This window comes from Cryobacterium sp. Hb1 (genome assembly GCF_004403585.1).
Classification (GTDB): domain Bacteria; phylum Actinomycetota; class Actinomycetes; order Actinomycetales; family Microbacteriaceae; genus Cryobacterium; species Cryobacterium lyxosi.
In genome coordinates this window covers 65744-83010 of record NZ_SOHI01000010.1, presented here as the reverse complement: position 1 = coordinate 83010, position 17267 = coordinate 65744, and the positions used below count along the sequence as shown (strand labels likewise).

Here is a 17267-nt window from a genome sequence, read left to right as displayed (position 1 = left end):
CCGAAAAGCACTGCGGCTTTCCGCACCTTTGGGGTACGTATAGATACATTACGGCCACCACACCCACCCGTCAAAACGCCCCCCACCCGGGCGTGTCGCGACCGGGTAGGGGGAGACTGAGAAGGTGAGCCGATCAATGAAGACGACACAGCAGCATCCGCTCGAACATCGCGCATGGGTTCTGCGCCTCGGGTTTCGGCGCAACCTGCTGCGGCCAGCAGACTCGGAGCGCAGCGACCGGGTGACCCACATTGAGTTGTTCTTCGATCTGATTTTTGTCTTCGCGCTCACCCAGCTGTCGCGCTACCTCTACGCCAACCAGTCCTGGGTTGGAGCGCTCGAGTCGATCATTCTGGTGCTCGCGCTCTGGTGGCTCTGGGTTTACACGACCTGGGTGACCAACTGGCTCGACCCGGCCAAGCTTCCCGTGCGCGGCGTCGTGATCGGGCTATCCCTCGTGGGACTCGTGATCAGCACGTCGATTTACGATTCGTTTGGCAATCAGGGTCTCGTCTTCGCCGTCGCCTATGTTGCCCTGCAACTGGGCCGCACGGTCTTCATGGTGCTCGCCCTTGCCCGGCACGATCCGGCCCTGCACGCGACCTTTCTTCGCATTCTGCTCTGGCTGTCGGTAGCGAGTGTCTTTTGGATCGTCGGGGGTCTCTTGCCCCTGTCGGTGCGGCTGCCGGCCTGGTTGATCGCCCTGGTGATCGAGTACGGCTCAGCCAGCCTGGGATTTCGCATTCCTGGCTTGAAGGCGCCGGGCGTGGATGACTGGGATGTGTCTGGACCGCACATCGCCGAGCGCAGTGCCTTGTTCGTCATCATCGCAGTGGGTGAGTCCTTCCTGGTCACCGGCTTTGCGTTTGTCGATCAGGAGGCATCTGCTCTCGGGATATTCGGGCTTTTTCTCGCCTTTGTGAACGGGGTGGCTATGTGGTGGCTCTACTTCGATCATGGAGAGCAAGCTGGGAGCAAAGCAATCGCGGTATCGAGCGAGCCGGGCCGCATCACTCGGCTGGCTTACACCTACGTGCACGCGGTCATCATTGCGGCAATCGTGCTGACCTCGGTCGCGGACAAGTCGTTGTTAGAGCATCCGGAAGGTGCCATGACGCTCCCGGTGGCCGTGATTATTATCGGCGGGCCGTTGTGCTATCTGTTCGGGCTGCTGCTCTTTCGCTGGATCGTCACGCGCACGCTGCTCGTATCCCACCTGGTGGGGCTAGGACTGCTCGCCCTGGCCGGCGTGGCGGCAACGGTCCTGACTCCGCTCGGCCTGGGAGCGGTGACCTCCGTGGTGCTGGTCACCGTTGCGGCGTGGGAGACCATCGTGCGAGTCCACACCGGCACAACCGACGACGACGCGGGCTGAACAGAGACCGGGAGGCTGCCATTTTTGGCGGACTGACCCAAGCGGATGCCGGGCCGGCCCGAAGAACGCTGGCCCGGGCCCCGAACAAAGTCAGTGAGGGACGAGTGGGGACGTTGGACTCTACTGTTGCGCCTGAGCAACCGCGATGCTGAGGTAAGCGAGATCGCTGAAACAGATCGGAAGGCAATCATGGGTTCTCTCACGTATGACCGCGTCATCGTGGAGATCGATGATCGCACCCTCGCGCACCTGCAACTCGTGATCGTGCAGAAGCTGCGCCGGGGCGAGAGTTTTCTCCTGTCCTGGCAGGATTGTCCATCGGTGGGGTCTGGGCGCAGTTCTGTCTGGCTGAACCAGGCCATCCCGTTGTATTTCAAATACGCCGGCGGACACGCAGCCACGCTCAACCGAGAGTGGATCGAAGACCTCGGCCGCTCGGCCAACAGCGCTCAGGGTCTCATGATCGTCAGCGAGGCCGGTTCGTCGCCGGTCACCACTCTCGCGGTGCGCTCGAAAACGACAATCAACGCGCGAACGACCGCTCGCACCGACACGGTCCTGGCATAGTCCACTGGTGTGAAAATGCGGATCGCAGTGCTCACTCGTGCCGCAGAATCTCCTCAAGCTGCAGTGCTACGTCGTTCGTCGGGTCGAGGGCGAGGGCGCGCTTGACCTCACGGCGTGCATCGTCTGTGTCGCCATTCGTGTAGAGCACGATCGCGTTTTGAACGGCGATAGTAGGGTCCATCGGGGCGAGTTCTACGAGCGCGTCGAGGGTTTTCACGGCGCCGGGCACATCGCCGTCGGTAAACTGTCCGACCGCGAGCGCGCGTTCGGTGGTCGCGGTCTGAGGAAGTGCTGCTCGCGAAAGCTCAGCCCAGTGGACGGCTAAGGCCGCGGCTTCAGGGACACGAGCATCTGCCGCAGCGGCGAACGACTGGGCGGCGATGCCCGCGAGATCGGCGTCCCACGGGCGGATGGCATGTGCCGCTTCAAAAGCACTCTCAGCGGCCTGAATGTCACCGCGGGCCGCATGCGAAACGCCCGAGGCCAGTGGAATCTCCGCGCTCACCAGAATGACCAACCAGATTGACCAGACACCAAGAATTGCCGTTCGTGCGACCGTGGCGGCGGCCAACCGTGGCGAACCGGGCCGCATTTGAACTCGGAGCTCACCATCCGGCGCCCTGGTCACGAGGACTCCCAGCAGAAGAGCGGCCACGATGGTGGTTGACGGCGCCGTAAAGTGCGTCAGCAGAGCGACACCGAATCCGCCGAGCGCTGCGAGCGCACCGGCGAGAACGTCGCTGCGGGCGGCATCCGCTGGGACCAGGCCGCTGGTCGAGCGTCGTGCAGCGGCCGATACCGGTTCGGGCACGCACAATCGTCGCCAAGAGCGCAGTCCAATCACTGCTGCAGTGACGAGGAGGCCGACGACCACGGCGAGGAGCGGTATTCCCCCTGCCAGAAGTACCTGGATGACCCAGTTGTGCGGGGAATCCAGCACTGAATCACTCGTGGAGTTGCGGGAATTCGCGTTGAGGAACCCACTCACGCCCACCCCGAGTGGACGCTCAGTGAGCACATCGATGGCGTCGCTCCAGAAAGTGAATCGGCCCTCGAGGGATTGGGTCGAGAGGGGGCTCGCACCGAGCAGGCGGCTGCGGGTGAACGGCACGGCCAGCGCACCGCCGATAAGGACCACCCCAGCGAGGGCGGTGAGCCCGATTGGGCGCAGTCGCCGCCGGCCCGGTGACCGCACGATTTCGAGAACCATCAGGATGCCGAGCACCGTTACGGCAGCGAGCAACCCCGCTCGAGATGCACTCACGATGACGGTCGCCGCTGCGAGCAGCAATGCCGTGCTCAGCCAGGCTCGCTCTGCGAACGCTTTTCTCGGCTCGGTCCATGCCCGCAGCACGGGGAGTATGAGCATCGCGCAGAAAATGGCTCCGAGCACGCCCTGGTCGGTGGCATTTCCGGTGAGGGACCCGGGTCGAGCCAAGTCCGTCGCGATGGGTCGGGCTCCGGCTGCTTCGAGCAGCGAGACCAGGCCGAGGGCGATTGCCGCCGTCGCAATGGCACGAATTAGCGTGCGTAGAGTGTCTGTTGGAGCGGCCGGGCCGAGCAATCGCGCGCCGGTCCATACCGCACCGAAGTAGACCGGCAGCGTGACGAGACCCTCATACCGCGGCCAGCGACCCCAGAGCTGCACACCGGGAGCCGCCGAGATCAGCACGCTCAGCAGGGCAACGGCGAGGGCAGCGGATGCCGCAGCCACAAACCAGCGCGGCAACCGTCCCCGGGCAACCCCGACGGAAGCCAGCACGACGGCGATGGCCGCGAGTGCGTCTTTTGGTAGAAACCAGCGAACGAAGGCGTCGGGCAGGAAGAAGATCGAGGAGGCAACGAGCAGCCACAGCGCTACCGTTGCCGCACGGCGCCGCCCCGGCGGAACCAGGACGGGTCTCGGCGCCCCGCGCTGCGGCATCCGCTTGGCGGGGACCGTTCTGGACATCACGAAGCGGCCCTCGACGCGAATATCGTCGAAGGCCGCTGGTTAGAGCAGGTGCGTGATGCTATTTCAGCGCCGAGGCGGTGCGGCGACGCGCTCTGATGGTCAACGCCAGGCCACCGAGCACCATGAGGGCCAGTGCGAGCCAGCCCGAGGAGATATCGGCACCGGTCGAGGCCAGGACCGCTGTCGTCGTGACGACCAGTGCGGCGGAGGTGAACGAGACACCCGCCTCGTCAACCAACACGATGTGGTGGGTACCGGCTGCGATCGACGTTGGCATGGGGAAGCTGCCGCTGATGCGACCCTGGGCGTCGGCGGTGAGGGTTCCGAGCAGCACCGGGGTCGAGTGCATCCAAATGTCGACGACCTCAAACGGCTTGAAACCCGTGCCGGTAATGGGGATGCTGGCTCCCCCGACGAGAGTCTCGGCCGGCATGGTCACGCGCTCACTCGGCGGACCGACCACCGAGGCGGGTTTTGCCGTGTCAGTCTCGGGTTCGACCGTCGGGGTGGCGCTCGGGGTCGGGCTTGTGCTCGGGGAGGGCGTCGGGCTGGGGGAGGGCGTCGGGCTGGGGCTACTCGTCGGCGAGGCTGTCGCAGTCACCACGCCTGAGGTCACGCGCACTCCTCCTGCACTCTCATAGCCAAATTTCCAGCCCCAGATGCTGACGGTAATTGTGTGACCGACATCGTCCTTGGTTACCAAGTAGCTTTTGTCCGAGCTGTTGAACTGTGTGCCATCCCGCATCCAGAGGTAGTTAAGTTCAACCTCACCGGGCCCCCACACCCCCGGAATTGCCACCAGCGTTTCACCAACAATCGCCGAGCCAGCGATCGACACTTCACCCGCAATTACTGGGTCCATTGCCCGCAGGGTCGCATTGATGCCCGTGATGGCAGAATCGGCAACGACCGTGATGCGGGTTGAGGTCTCGAAGGTAGGACTGTCTTCCCAATATTCCCTGGCGTATGCAAAGCTAGATAAAGTTTCATAGTGGTCAAACGAAACGACATAAGTGCCAGATTCGAGTCCTTGAAGCGTGTAATTCCCGTCTGTATCGGTTATGGCTCTCTTACTCGGGTAGCCAGCCTCGGTCCACGCGTTGACATAAGCATCTGCAAGCGGTGCGTCATCTGTTAGAGTTCCAGTTTTCCGATCGCCCCTGACTGTGCCCGAGATGGTGGCCGTCGAAATCGGCGCCGAAGCAATCGGCGCAATCGGCGTTTCGACGGCCGCAACCGATTCGATGGCAGGGTCTGCCTCGACCGCGGTGGCCGGAGCCGCCGCGAGGGCCCCGAAGGTTAGGACGGCCGCTACTGTGAGGGCAACCGCGAAGCTGCGCTCTCGGATGCGGGTGAAAAAGTTCCCCATGATGACCTTTGGTCTGATGCCAGCGTTCGGGCATGCCTGCATACATGCATGCCCGAACGCGCGGAGCGAAGCCCCCCAGGTTCAGCTTATGTGGCGCAACGTCCGACGACAGTCGAATTCGACCTTCTCCGTTGACCCCAATTCGAGGGGTTGGAACCCAACAAACTGTTCGTGATCGCACACGAAATGCGGGCCCGCTTTCGAATCTGCAGCGACCTAGTGCTTCGCGACGAGCGTGAGCACGTCATAGGACGCAACGAGTTCGTCATTCTGGTTGGTCAGCACGGCATCCCAGCGCACTTCGCCGTATTCGTCGGTTTCGCGCGGGGTGATCTGCTTCGCAGTGAGCGCGACGCGAATGCTGTCACCGGGCGAGACCGGTGTGACGAACCGCAGGTTCTCCAGCCCGGAGTTGGCGAGTACCGGCCCGGGCGCCGGGTCGACGAACAGTCCGGCGGCCCAGGAGACCAACAGGTAGCCGTGCGCCACGCGGCCCGGGAAGAACGGGTTGGCGGCGGCGGCCTCTTCGTCCATGTGCGCATAGAAGGTGTCCCCGGTGAACTGAGCGAAGGTCTCGATATCTGCGAGAGTCACCGTGCGGGAGTCCGAGACGATCTGGTCACCGATCACGAGTTCGGCCAGGCTCTTCCGGAACGGATGCGTGTCACCGACTCGCGCAGACGCGCCCTGGTGCCAGATTCCGGTGATGGCCGTGAGCATTTCGGGTGAGCCTTGAATGGCCGTGCGCTGCATGTGGTGCAACACCGCGCGGATACCGCCGAGCTCTTCGCCGCCGCCGGCCCGGCCCGGGCCACCGTGCACGAGCTGCGGAACCGGCGAACCGTGCCCGGTGGATGTGCGGGCATCGTCTCGGTCGAGCACGAGCACGCGACCGTTGAAGGCGGAGATTCCGGTCATCAAGGCGACGGCCACGGCCGGGTCGTGGGTTGCGATGCTGGTCACGAGCGACCCGCCACCCCGCCGCACGAGGGCGATAGCCTCGTCGAGGGAGTCATAGCCGAGCACACTCGAGACCGGGCCGAAGGCCTCGACCTCGTGCACGGCGGCAACGGAGGCGTCATCGAAGCGCAGCAGTAGCGGCTCGACGAAAGCGCCATCGGGAGCGGGCGCGGTCGTGCCGTTGGCGTGCAGAACGGTGGGGGCATCCGTTTGCCCGACGACCAGTTGGCCACCGGCGGCCTGGAGGCGGGCGACCTGCTTGAGTACTTCACTGCGCTGCGCGGTGGAGGCGAGCGGGCCCATGGTGACGCCCGCGGCGCGGGGATCGCCGAGCACGATGCGGTCGGTGATGCGCGCCTGCACGGCCGTGACGACGTCGTCCATTGCCGCGCGCGGCACGATGACACGGCGGATGGCGGTGCACTTCTGGCCGGCCTTGACCGTCATCTCGGCGACGACCTGCTTGACGAAGGCGTCGAATTCGGGAGTGCCGGTGACGGCATCCGTTCCGAGAACGGAGGCATTGATCGAGTCGGTCTCGTTGGTGAAGCGCACTCCCCCGGTCTGCACCGAGTCGCTCGCGCGCAGTTTCTCGGCGGTGGAGGCTGATCCGGTGAAGGCGACGAGGTCGCCGAGGCGCACGTCGTCGAACAAGCTCGGCACACTGCCGGAGACGAGCTGCATCGAACCTTCCGGCAGCATGCCGGAGTCGGCGAGGATGCGCACGAACGCCTCGGCGAGGTAGCCGGAGGGGGTGGCCGGCTTCACGAGGGTGGGCACTCCGGCCAGGAAAGCCGGCGCAAACTTCTCGAGGGCTCCCCAGACCGGAAAGTTGAACGCGTTGATCTGCACGGCGACTCCGGGCAGGCGCGAGTAGATGTGGCGTGCGATGAAGGAGCCGTCCTTGGAGAGCGGCTCGACCGGCCCGTCGACGTAGACGCGGGCGTTGGGCAGTTCGCGGCGGCCCTTGGAGGAGTAGCTGAACAGCACTCCGATGCCGCCGTCAATGTCCACCCAGGAGTCGACCTTGGTGGCGCCGGTACGACTGGAGAGGGCGTAGAGCTCCTGCTTGTGCTCGGTCAGCAGCAGCGCCATCTGCTTGAGCAGCACGGCACGCTGGTGAAAAGTGAGCTCGCCGAGCGTGCGTTGGCCGACCGTACGTGCGTAGTCGAGCGCCGCGGCGAGGTCGAGGCCCTGCGTGCTGACACGAGTGACGACCGCACCGGTCGAGGCGTCACAGACGTCGACGGCAGCGACGGCGTTTTCGTCGGTCGGAGTCCACCAGGCGCCCTGCACGTAGCTGGGCAGAATGGTCGTCATGGGGTCTCCTTTGTGATGCGTACGTGGTGCGGGCGGGGCTTCAGTGTGGGCGGACATCAGGATTCGTCCCAGCGGTAGAAGCCCTGGCCGGACTTACGGCCCAGCTTGCCCTCGCCGACAAGTCTGCGCAGCAGCGCCGGCGGTTCGAAGCGAGCGCCGAGCTGTTTGTGCAGGTACTCGGCGATACCGAGGCGCACATCGAGCCCGACCAGATCGGTCAGCTTCAACGGCCCCACCGGATGCTTGTAGCCGAGCATCATCGCGGCATCAATGTCTGAGGCGCTCGCGACGCCCTCCTCGAGCATGCGGATGGCCTCGAGTCCGAGGGCTACTCCCAACCGGGAGGAGGCGAAGCCGGGCGCATCGCTGACGGTAATGGGAGTCTTGCCGAGGGCAGACACCCAGCTCCGGGCATCCGCCACCAGTTCGGGTGAGGTGGCGCTGCCGGTGACGAGTTCGACCAGGTTCGATGCGGGCACAGGGTTGAAGAAGTGCAGCCCGAGAAAACGCGCCGGGCGCTGCAGCTCATCGGCGAGGTCGTCGATCGAGATCGACGAGGTGTTGCTGGCGAGGGCCGCGTCGTCGGCCAGCTGCGCCTCGACCTTTTGCAGGGCGTCGACCTTGAGCGCGCGCACCTCGGGAACGGCCTCGACCACGAGTTCCCGATCGCGGAACAGACCGAAATCGGCGCCGACGGCGAGACGAGCCTCAAGTTCCGGGCGGGTCTCGCCGGTTGCACCGCGGGCAATGCTCGCGTCGACGGCGCGCAGCACCCGCTCGCGGGCGGCCGTCGCCTCGGTGTCGTTGCGTTCAACGAGTGCCACATGGGCTCCAGCGAGCAGGAACGCGTGCGCGATTCCGGCGCCCATGCGCCCGCCACCGAGCACACCGACCCGCGCAGGGACCCCGGATTCGCCGCGATCGCCGAGCTCAAGTTCAGACACAGACATCAGACACGCTCCAAGATGAGGGCCGAGCCCTGGCCGACGCCGACGCACATGGTGGCGAGGCCGTGCTGGGCGTTTTCCCGCTCCATGCGGGCGAGCAGGGTGACGACGAGGCGAGCTCCACTCGATCCGAGCGGATGCCCCAGCGCGATAGCGCCACCGCTACGGTTGACAGTCTCGTCGTCGAGGCCGAGGCGGCGGATGCACGCGATCGACTGGGTGGCGAAAGCTTCGTTGAGTTCGATCGCCCCGAGGTCGGCGATGGTCAGCCCGCTGCGGTCGAGGGCACGCTGGGTCGCGGCGACCGGGCCGAGGCCCATGATCTCCGGGGCCAGCCCCACACTGGCTCCGACCACGATGCGGGCCCGCGGCGTGAGTCCGTATCGTTTCACGGCCTCACCGCTCGCCACGAGAACCGCCGAAGCACCATCGTTGAGCGAACTCGCATTGCCGGCCGTGACGACCGAGCCGCCGGCAACGATCGGGCGCAGGGCGGCGAGTCCCTCGAGGCTGGTGTCGCGGCGCAGGCCCTCGTCGACGAGAACCTCGCCCTTCGGGGTGGGAACGCCGACGATCTCCTCGACGAAGTGGCCGGCGTCAATCGCGGCGGCGGCGCGCTGGTGGCTGCGGAGGGCGAAGGCATCCGCTTCTGAACGGGTGATCCCGTCAAGCCGGGCGACCTCTTCAGCCGTCTCCGACATGGAAAAGGTGGCCTTGTCGCGTGCGGCGAGTTTAGGATTCACGAATCGCCAGCCGATGGAGGTGTCGAACTGGGCGCCGGGCTTGGCCCAGGCACGATCGGGTTTGGCCTGCACCCAGGGGGCACGCGTCATCGATTCGACGCCACCGGCGATGCACAGGTCAGCATCGCCGGCACGAATGGCCTGCGCGGCCATGGTGATCGCCGACATTCCGGAGGCACAGAGCCGGTTGACGGTGATGCCCGGCACGTGGTCGGGCAGTCCGGCGAGCAGCCCGGCCATGCGGGCGACGTTGCGGTTGTCTTCTCCAGCTTGGGTGGCTGCGCCGAAGATGATCTCTTCGATCAGGCCCGGGTCGACACCGGCGCGGCGCACTGCCTCACCGACGACGAGCGCGGCGAGGTCATCGGGACGAACTGTGGCCAACACGCCGCCGTACCGGCCAACGGGGGTGCGTGCTCCTCCAACGAGGTAGGCCTCAGCCATATTCTCTCCTGACGACGGTGTCTGCGTGCGCGTGCGGGAACGACGAATAAGCTACCGATCGTTCGGAAAGTAATTCTGGCAGATATGGGCGGGTTCGCACAACCCGCGGGGCACGCAAAAGGGGCACCCGCCAATTGGCGGGTGCCCCTTTCTAGATCAAACGAATGCTAGATGCTGGCCAATTCGCGCACAGCCGCGTCACCGGGGGTGGCGGAGGTGTAGCTGGCATCGATCTCGGCACGGTCGAGCAGCTCGTCCATGCGGCGCTTGCGCTGCTTGGGAATGAGCGTCACGACGGTTCCGGTCTTGCCGGCACGCCCGGTGCGACCCGCGCGGTGGAGGTACGTCTTGTACTCGTCGGGGGCGTCGGCCTGGATGACCAGGTCGATGTCGTCGACGTGGATTCCGCGAGCAGCGACGTCCGTTGCGACGAGCACGTTGACCCGGCCGCTCGTGAGCATCTGCAGGTTGCGAGTGCGACGAGCCTGGTTGAGGTCACCGTGCAGGCTCGTTGCCTTGACGCCGGCATCCTCGAGCTGGTCGGCGAGCTGCTCAGCGTAGGCGCGGGTGCGGCTGAAGATGAGCGTCTTGCCGTCGCGGTTGACGAGCTCCTCGATGATGCGGCCCTTGTCGCGGTGCTCGATGACGAGAACGCGGTGGTCGATCGTGGAGGAGGACTGGTCCTCACCGGCGACCTCGTGCACGGCCGGGTTGGTCAGGAACTCCTTGACCAGTGAGGCAACGCCCTTGTCGAGGGTGGCGGAGAAGAGCAGCTTCTGGCCGCCGGCCTTGGTCTGGCGCAGGATGCGCTGGACCGGCTCGAGGAACCCGAGGTCGCACATGTAGTCGGCCTCGTCGAGCACGGTGACGACGACTTCGGACAGGTCGAGACGACCCTGGTCGATGAGGTCTTCAATGCGGCCGGCGGTGCCGATGATGATGTCCACGCCGCGCTGGAGGGCGCTGACCTGGCGGTACTGCGGAACGCCGCCGTAGATCTGGGTGGTGAAGAGGCCGACGCTGCGGGCGATGGGCTGCACGGTGCGGTCGATCTGCAGGGCGAGCTCACGGGTCGGAGCCAGGATGAGCGCGCGAGGCTTGCGGGCCATCTTGCGGTCCTTGGCGCCGTTGTTCTCCATGAGCTTCTCGACCAGGGGAGCGCCGAAGGCAATGGTCTTGCCGGATCCGGTCTTGCCGCGGCCGAGCACGTCGCGCCCGGCGAGCACGTCGGGGATGGTCGCAGCCTGGATCGGGAAGGGCGACGGAGCGCCGAGGGCGGCGAGCTCACGCACGATGTTCTCGCCGAGGCCCAGGTCGCCAAAGGTCACACCGACGACATCGGATGCCGTCGTTGCGATGGCTTCGAGACGCTCGAGCACGACGTCGTCGCCACCGGCGAAGCTCGGCTTGGCGCCGTTTTCGCTGCGCTTCGGGTAGAACTTGCTGTCGCCATCGTCGGAACGGGTCGGACGGTCGTTACCGAAGTCACGACGGGGCGGCCGGTCGTCGTTCGAGCGACGCGGGGCGCGGTCGTCGAAGCTGCGGGGAGCGCGGTCTCCATAGGAGGGACGCTCCGTGCGGGCCGGACGATCGTTGTTGTAGGAAGGACGATCCGTGCGCGGGGCGCGGTCTCCATAAGACGGACGCTCCGTGCGGGCCGAACGATCGTTGTTGTAGGAAGGACGATCCGTGCGCGGGGCGCGGTCTCCATAAGACGGACGCTCCGTGCGGGCCGGACGATCGTTGTTGTAGGAAGGACGATCCGTGCGCGGGGCGCGGTCTCCATAAGACGGACGCTCCGTGCGAGCCGGACGATCGTTGTTGTAGGAAGGACGATCCGTGCGCGGGGCGCGGTCTCCATAAGACGGACGCTCCGTGCGGGGGGCGCTGCTGCGGTCACCATAGGACGGACGGTCGTTGTTGTAGGCCGGGCGGTCGGTGCGCGGGGCGCGGTCGCCATAAGAGGGACGCTCGGCGCGAGGAGCGCTGCTGCGGTCACCATAGGAGGGACGCTCGGTCCGAGCCGGGCGCTCGTTGTTGTACGCGGGACGGTCCGTGCGGGGACGGTCATTGTTGTAGGCCGGGCGCTCGTTGCGCTCGCTGTTGGTACGACCGCCGTTTTCGGGGCGAACGGAACGCGAGCCGTAGGCTGGGCGCTCGCTCGAGGGACGCTCATTCGACCGCGCGGCGCGCTCGTCCGCGTTCCAGCGCTGCTTCTTGGGCGCGCCCTCATCAGCGCGGTAACCGCGGTGTCCGGGGCTCTTGCTGCCGGCGTTGTTGGAACCGCCGTGGCCCGATCCGCCCTTGGAGGCGTACTTGGGATCGAAGTTCTTACCGCCACGACCGACGGTGGAATTGCGTGAATTGCCTTGAGGCATAAAAATATCTCTGGGTTGTGTTTAGTACATGGCAGAACAACATCGCACATGCGACGTAACTGAGAACCCGAGCAATCTGCGGTCGGGGCCGTTCACATACAGTGATTTTTCACCAGCGGATTACTGGGAAACCGGCCCAACTTGACTTACAAACCCATCCGCGCACAGCGCGGTGTCAAGAGCCGACTTATATACGCTACCCGATGTATCCGGAAAAGTCACGCAACGGGGTAGGTAATGCCTCGCTCTATTCTGGTGACATGACCATTTCGATCGGTATTGAGCCGCCCCGGCAGGCCGACGTCGAGGCGCTTCTCGCGGCCGGCACCGTCTTTGCGCACTCCCTGTACCCCGTGGAGAACACGTTTCTGCTCAGCACCGACGAGCTCGAGCGTCCCGGCGTCGACGTGTACGTGGCCCGCGATGAAAACGGTAAGGCGTGCGGCATGGCCGCCCTCGTGCCGCTCGACCTCGACGCCGCAGCTGAACTGAAGCGACTGTTCGTGCACACAGAAGCTCGTGGCCGCGGTGTGGCCGGCCGCCTGCTGGACCGCATCGAAGCGGATGCCGCTAGCCACGGCATCCGCTCTCTCGCGTTGGAAACCGGCACGCTGCAACACACAGCGATGGCGCTCTACCGCGGCCGCGGCTACGAACAGATCGAGCTGTTCGGCCCGTATATCGGCGAAGAACTCAGCGTCTGCTTCGCTAAGAGCCTGTAAATCAGGCGGCGGGTGGAACCGCCTTCGTCCGCGACCTGGCCGCTCGCGGCACTCGTTAGAGAAGCGGGCCCCCGTAGGAACGAGTGCCCGCTTCCCCAAGGAGTGCCGCAAGGCGTGCCGCAAGGTTTCGCGCGGACGCTCAGCGCGGTTGTCCGCCGATCCGGCGGGACAGTTCTGCGGCCGTCGCCATCACTGCCTGGGCGATCTGGGGCCACTCGGCCGCGGCAAATCGATCGCGTGCGAAGGTGACCGCGATGGCGGCGGCCGGCCAGCCGGCATGATCGCGCACGGCGAGCGCCACCGAGGCGATGCCGGGCGTGATTTCGCCGTCCTCCGTGGCGTAACCATCTGTTCGCACTCGATCGAGTACGGCGCGCAGCTCTAAGCGGTTTCCCGGACCCCGCCCGTCCCGCAGCTCAAGCGACACCTGGGCCGGGTAGAGCGCGCGCACTTGGGCGGCAGGGACCGCCGCGAGCAGGGCGCGCCCGCTCGCCGTGAGGTGGGCGGGCAGCCGCACGCCCACCTCGGAGACGAGTGAGGGACGGTGCGCTGCACGCTCCTCGACGAGGTAGATCACGTCCCGACCGTGCAGCACCACGAGATGGGCGCTCTCCCCCAACCGGTCGACGAGCTGCGCGATCAAGGGGCGACCGAGTCGGGAAAGCGGTTCCTGGCGGCTGAATCCCGAGCTGAGTTCGAAGGCGGCGATACCGAGCCCGTACCGGTGTTCCTCGGGCAGGTGCACGACGAATCCCTGCTCCACGAGCACGTCGAGCAACTGGTAAACGGTCGAGCGTGGCAGGTCGAGGGCGCTCGCTACGGCGGCCGCCGGCGTTGGCCCACGCTGCGCGGCGAGGTGTGCCAGCATGCGCAGGGCGCTTTGGGCGGCCGGGACCTTGGACGGTGTTTTCATGGCAGGTCCCCGGCTCCGCCGACGCTGGGCGGCCCATCTGCACGCGCTTTCGCATGCGTCGAGAGTGGATGCTGTCCGGCATACCGGACAGCATTTACCTTATCGGCGTATCGCCTACCCCGGCGCGGGTGTGCAATGAAATCATGACTCTTGCAGAGACGCCCAGCACCGATTTGCCCACCGTGAGCACAGCACCCGTTTCCGCAGCCAGAAACGGTACGGCGAGTGTCACTGTCGGAGCCGGCGCCCTCTCGTTCGCTGACGTGATCGCCGTCGCGCGCCACAATGCGCGCGTGACGCTTGATCCTTCGAGCCTCGACGAGGTCGCAGTGACCCGCAGGATCATCGATGCCCTCGCCGCGGATCCCGAACCGCACTATGGAATCTCCACCGGCTTCGGCGCCCTCGCGACAACGTTCATCACCCCCGGCCGGCGCGCCCAGTTGCAGGCGAGCCTCGTGCGCTCGCATGCCGCCGGCAGCGGGGCCGAGGTGGAACGGGAAGTCGTGCGCGCCCTCATGCTGCTGCGGTTGAGTACCCTGATGACCGGTCGCACCGGCGTTCGGCCGGCCACCGCCGAGACCTACGCCGCCGTGCTGAACGCCCAGATCACCCCGGTCGTGCACGAATACGGATCGCTCGGCTGCTCCGGCGACCTGGCCCCGCTCGCCCACTGTGCCCTCGTTGTGATGGGCGAGGGCCAGGCGCGTGACACGACCGGCATTCTCGTCACCGGCAGCCAGGCCCTGGCCGCGGCCGGAATCAGACCGGTCGTGCTCGCCGAAAAGGAGGGCCTCGCCCTCATTAACGGCACCGACGGCATGCTCGGCATGCTCGTGCTCGCCCTCGACGATTTCGCCCGCTTGCTCACCACCGCCGACATCGCGGCCGCCATGAGTGTCGAAGCCCTGCTCGGAACGGATGCCGTCTTCGCGGCCGATCTGCAGCAGCTGCGGCCCCAGCTCGGTCAGGCCGACAGCGCCGCGAACCTGCGCCGACTGCTGCTCGGATCTGGCCTACTCGCCAGCCATGCGGGTCCGGAGGACGTGTCGGTGCAGGATGCCTACTCCCTGCGGTGCGCCCCGCAAGTGCACGGCGCCGCGCGCGACACCGCCGCCCACGCCGCCCTCGTCGCCGGCCGCGAACTGGCCAGCGCCATCGATAACCCGGTCGTCACCGTCGGCGGGCGCGTCTCTTCAAACGGCAACTTTCACGGCGCACCGCTCGGTTATGTGCTGGACTTTCTCGCCATCGCCTCAGCGGATGTCGCCAGCATGAGTGAGCGCCGTACCGACCGTCACCTCGATGTGAGCCGCAGCAAGGGCCTGCCGCCGTTTCTCGCGCACGAGGTGGGGGTGGACTCCGGACTCATGATTGCTCAATACACCGCCGCCGGTATCGTGTCGGAGCTCAAGCGACTCGCCGCGCCGGCATCCGTTGATTCGATTCCCTCCTCGGCGATGCAGGAGGACCACGTTTCGATGGGATGGCACGCCGCGCGCAAGCTGCGCCGGTCGCTCGACGGGCTCGGCCGCGTGCTGGCGATCGAGATCATGACGGCGTCGCGATCGCTCGATCTGCGGGCGCCACTCACCCCCGCCGCCGCGACCACAGCGGTGCGCGATCTCGTGCGCACGGTAGCAGCCGGCCCCGGGCACGATCGTTTCCTCTCCCCCGAAATCGAAGGCGTTGTGGCTCTCGTGGCCTCCGGCGCGGTGCGCTCGGCTGCCGGACCCGGATTGGCGTAAATTTCGGACAACCTTACAGTGACCTTGCGTCACGCATCCACCCCGTTGTAAGCAATGCGGCACCGTGCCATACTTGCGCCACGCTGGCCCGCCCGAGCCGCGTAAATCCATTACCCGAATGGATCAGGTTCTCATATGCTGCTACCCGTCACGCGCCGTCATGACGTTCAGCTTGGGCGTGCGAAATTTTACAATCGGGCGCCGCGAAGCCGGGCATTGCGGGGTGCCGAAGGCGGGCTGGTGGCCGTGGTCATCGTGGCACTCGCGCTGTTCGGCGCACCGATCGGAGCGATCGCCGACGAGGCGCCCGCCGGATCCCCCGCGAGCCCAGCACCGATCGCAACGGCAGAGCCGACCCCCAGCGCAACGCCTACGCCTACGCCGTCGACCACACCCACACCCACACCCACACCCACACCCACACCCACACCAGAACCTGATCCGATCACCAGCCCCACCCCGCAACCGGCACCGGACATCGACCCCACCCCAACCCCAGCCCCCACCGCAACCCCGCTCCCCACGGCGGAGCCCGCGCCGGAACCGACTGACGGTCCCATCCCCCCGGTGGCGGTACCCCCGCAACCAACCCCCGGACCGACGATCGAACCAACCCCGGGACCGACGGTCAATCCGATTCCGGTCGCACCCACCGATTCCGTGGCGGCGTCAGCCCAAGCAGAAGCTGCGGCAGCCGCTCAGGTGACGGCCACCGCCCGGGCGACTGCTGAACGAGCGCGCGCCGAACAGCGTGCCGCGGCCGCGCAGGTCGCAATCCAGCGCGCTTCCGCCCAGGAACTCAGCGTGGAACGGGCCGCAGCGTTGACGACGGCCCTCACCCACTCGCAAACCACGCAAGCCGCGCTCGACACCGCACGCGGCGACCTGGCAGCAACGCGAGCAAGTCAGACGAGCGCGCAGGGCCGCGCAACTCTCGTTCACCGACTCGCCGTCGAGGCCTCGCAGCAAGCAAGCGTCTCTGCCCAAAGCTTCGCCGTGGTCGCACGCAGGCTCGCCCAGCAGCGAAACGGTGCCGGAATCGCCGACGTCTTCCTCGGCGGGCACTCGCTCGGCAACGTGCTCGACCAGCTCAGCACGCTCGACCAGCTGAACTACCTGGCCGACAACATCGACACGATCCAGGCCCATGCCGAAGCTGACCAGGCACGAGCCGTCAAACTCAGCCAGCAGGACGCCGAGACTCGCGCTGCTGCCAGCTCAGTACCGGTCGACGCGAGCCAGGCGACATTCGACGCGGCCTCGAGCGACTTCGAGGCGGCAGGTCTGGCGCTCGCCTCCGCAGCCTCGCAGGCGTCGAACGCCGCCGCGACCCTGGCGGCTCTCAATGTGCGCCCGATCATTCGCACCGACCTCGGCCAGCTCAGCGAGCAGGGTTGGGCCAACCCCGTGCATGGTGCCATAACGGATGGCTACGGGCCACGCCCGCTTCGTCCGCTCCCCGGAGTTGGCACGTTCCACTACGGTACCGATATCGGGGCGAGCTGTCGGGCACCCGTTTTTGCAGCCACATCGGGAATCGTGCGCGCAGCGGGCTCCGTGGGAAGTTACGGCAATTGGATTCTGATCGACCATGGGGAGGGTGTGCAGACGGGCTACGCCCACCTCGCCAGCGGTGAAACCCTGGTCGCTGCCGGTGATCCGGTCACCGCCGGCCAGCAGATTGGCAGCGTTGGGAGCACCGGTCTGTCTACCGGCTGCCACTCCCACGTCGAGGTTCGGGTCGACGGCGTGCGCATCGACCCGCAACCATTCTTTCTGAACCGCGGCGTCATTCTCGGCCGTTGAGGCGCGCGGCGCATCCGCCCG

Annotated in this window: 12 protein-coding genes; 5 read left to right on the top strand and 7 right to left on the bottom strand. The window is 66.3% G+C overall.

Annotated features, from left to right (window positions below; translation table 11 throughout):
- Positions 1–136 precede the first annotated feature (136 nt).
- Together E3T38_RS04590 and E3T38_RS04585 are read left to right on the top strand one after the other, a co-directional pair.
- A complete protein-coding gene (locus E3T38_RS04590; RefSeq protein WP_134546599.1) occupies positions 137–1375 on the top strand; it encodes a low temperature requirement protein A in 1239 nt (412 codons plus the stop codon).
- A 189-nt stretch (positions 1376–1564) separates the two neighbouring features.
- On the top strand, positions 1565–1942 hold the full coding sequence (locus E3T38_RS04585) for an ATP-dependent DNA ligase (protein ID WP_241984297.1): 378 nt from the start codon (positions 1565–1567) through the stop codon (positions 1940–1942).
- Positions 1943–1973: 31 nt separating this feature from the next.
- Here E3T38_RS04585 and E3T38_RS04580 read toward each other — a convergent pair whose 3' ends face one another.
- The 6 genes from E3T38_RS04580 to E3T38_RS04555 all read right to left on the bottom strand — a co-directional run bounded on the left by E3T38_RS04580 (position 1974) and on the right by E3T38_RS04555 (position 12057).
- On the bottom strand, positions 1974–3893 hold the full coding sequence (locus E3T38_RS04580; RefSeq protein WP_241984300.1) for an O-antigen ligase family protein: 1920 nt from the start codon (positions 3891–3893) through the stop codon (positions 1974–1976).
- A 61-nt stretch (positions 3894–3954) separates the two neighbouring features.
- A complete protein-coding gene (locus E3T38_RS04575; protein ID WP_166805417.1) occupies positions 3955–5265 on the bottom strand; it encodes a carboxypeptidase-like regulatory domain-containing protein in 1311 nt (436 codons plus the stop codon).
- Between the two features lie 216 nt (positions 5266–5481).
- Positions 5482–7545 carry a phenylacetic acid degradation bifunctional protein PaaZ gene (paaZ, locus tag E3T38_RS04570; RefSeq protein WP_134546593.1) on the bottom strand — a complete coding sequence of 688 codons (2064 nt, stop codon included), beginning with the start codon at positions 7543–7545 and terminating at the stop codon, positions 5482–5484.
- 56 nt (positions 7546–7601) lie between these two features.
- The gene (locus tag E3T38_RS04565) at positions 7602–8495 is read right to left on the bottom strand and encodes a 3-hydroxyacyl-CoA dehydrogenase family protein (protein ID WP_134546591.1); all 894 of its coding nucleotides are present in this window, start codon (positions 8493–8495) and stop codon (positions 7602–7604) included.
- Positions 8495–9679, bottom strand: a complete 1185-nt coding sequence (locus E3T38_RS04560) for an acetyl-CoA C-acyltransferase (RefSeq protein WP_134546590.1) — start codon at positions 9677–9679, stop codon at positions 8495–8497. The genes E3T38_RS04565 and E3T38_RS04560 overlap by 1 nt, the downstream gene beginning before the upstream one ends.
- A 167-nt stretch (positions 9680–9846) precedes the next feature.
- Positions 9847–12057, bottom strand: coding sequence for a DEAD/DEAH box helicase (locus E3T38_RS04555; protein ID WP_134546588.1), 2211 nt, complete (start codon positions 12055–12057; stop codon positions 9847–9849).
- 260 nt (positions 12058–12317) lie between these two features.
- Between E3T38_RS04555 and E3T38_RS04550 the strand changes: the two genes are divergently transcribed.
- On the top strand, positions 12318–12779 hold the full coding sequence (locus tag E3T38_RS04550; RefSeq protein WP_134546586.1) for a GNAT family N-acetyltransferase: 462 nt from the start codon (positions 12318–12320) through the stop codon (positions 12777–12779).
- Positions 12780–12918: 139 nt separating this feature from the next.
- Here the strand turns inward: E3T38_RS04550 and E3T38_RS04545 are convergent, their stop codons facing one another.
- On the bottom strand, positions 12919–13692 hold the full coding sequence (locus tag E3T38_RS04545; RefSeq protein ID WP_134546584.1) for an IclR family transcriptional regulator: 774 nt from the start codon (positions 13690–13692) through the stop codon (positions 12919–12921).
- A 143-nt stretch (positions 13693–13835) separates the two neighbouring features.
- Here E3T38_RS04545 and hutH point away from each other — a divergent pair, with 143 nt between their 5' ends.
- Together hutH and E3T38_RS04535 are read left to right on the top strand one after the other, a co-directional pair.
- The gene (gene hutH / locus E3T38_RS04540; RefSeq protein ID WP_134546582.1) at positions 13836–15440 is read left to right on the top strand and encodes a histidine ammonia-lyase; all 1605 of its coding nucleotides are present in this window, start codon (positions 13836–13838) and stop codon (positions 15438–15440) included.
- 240 nt (positions 15441–15680) lie between these two features.
- Entirely contained in the window at positions 15681–17246 is a 1566-nt protein-coding gene (locus tag E3T38_RS04535; protein WP_134546580.1) for a M23 family metallopeptidase, read from the top strand.
- Positions 17247–17267: the final 21 nt, after the last annotated feature.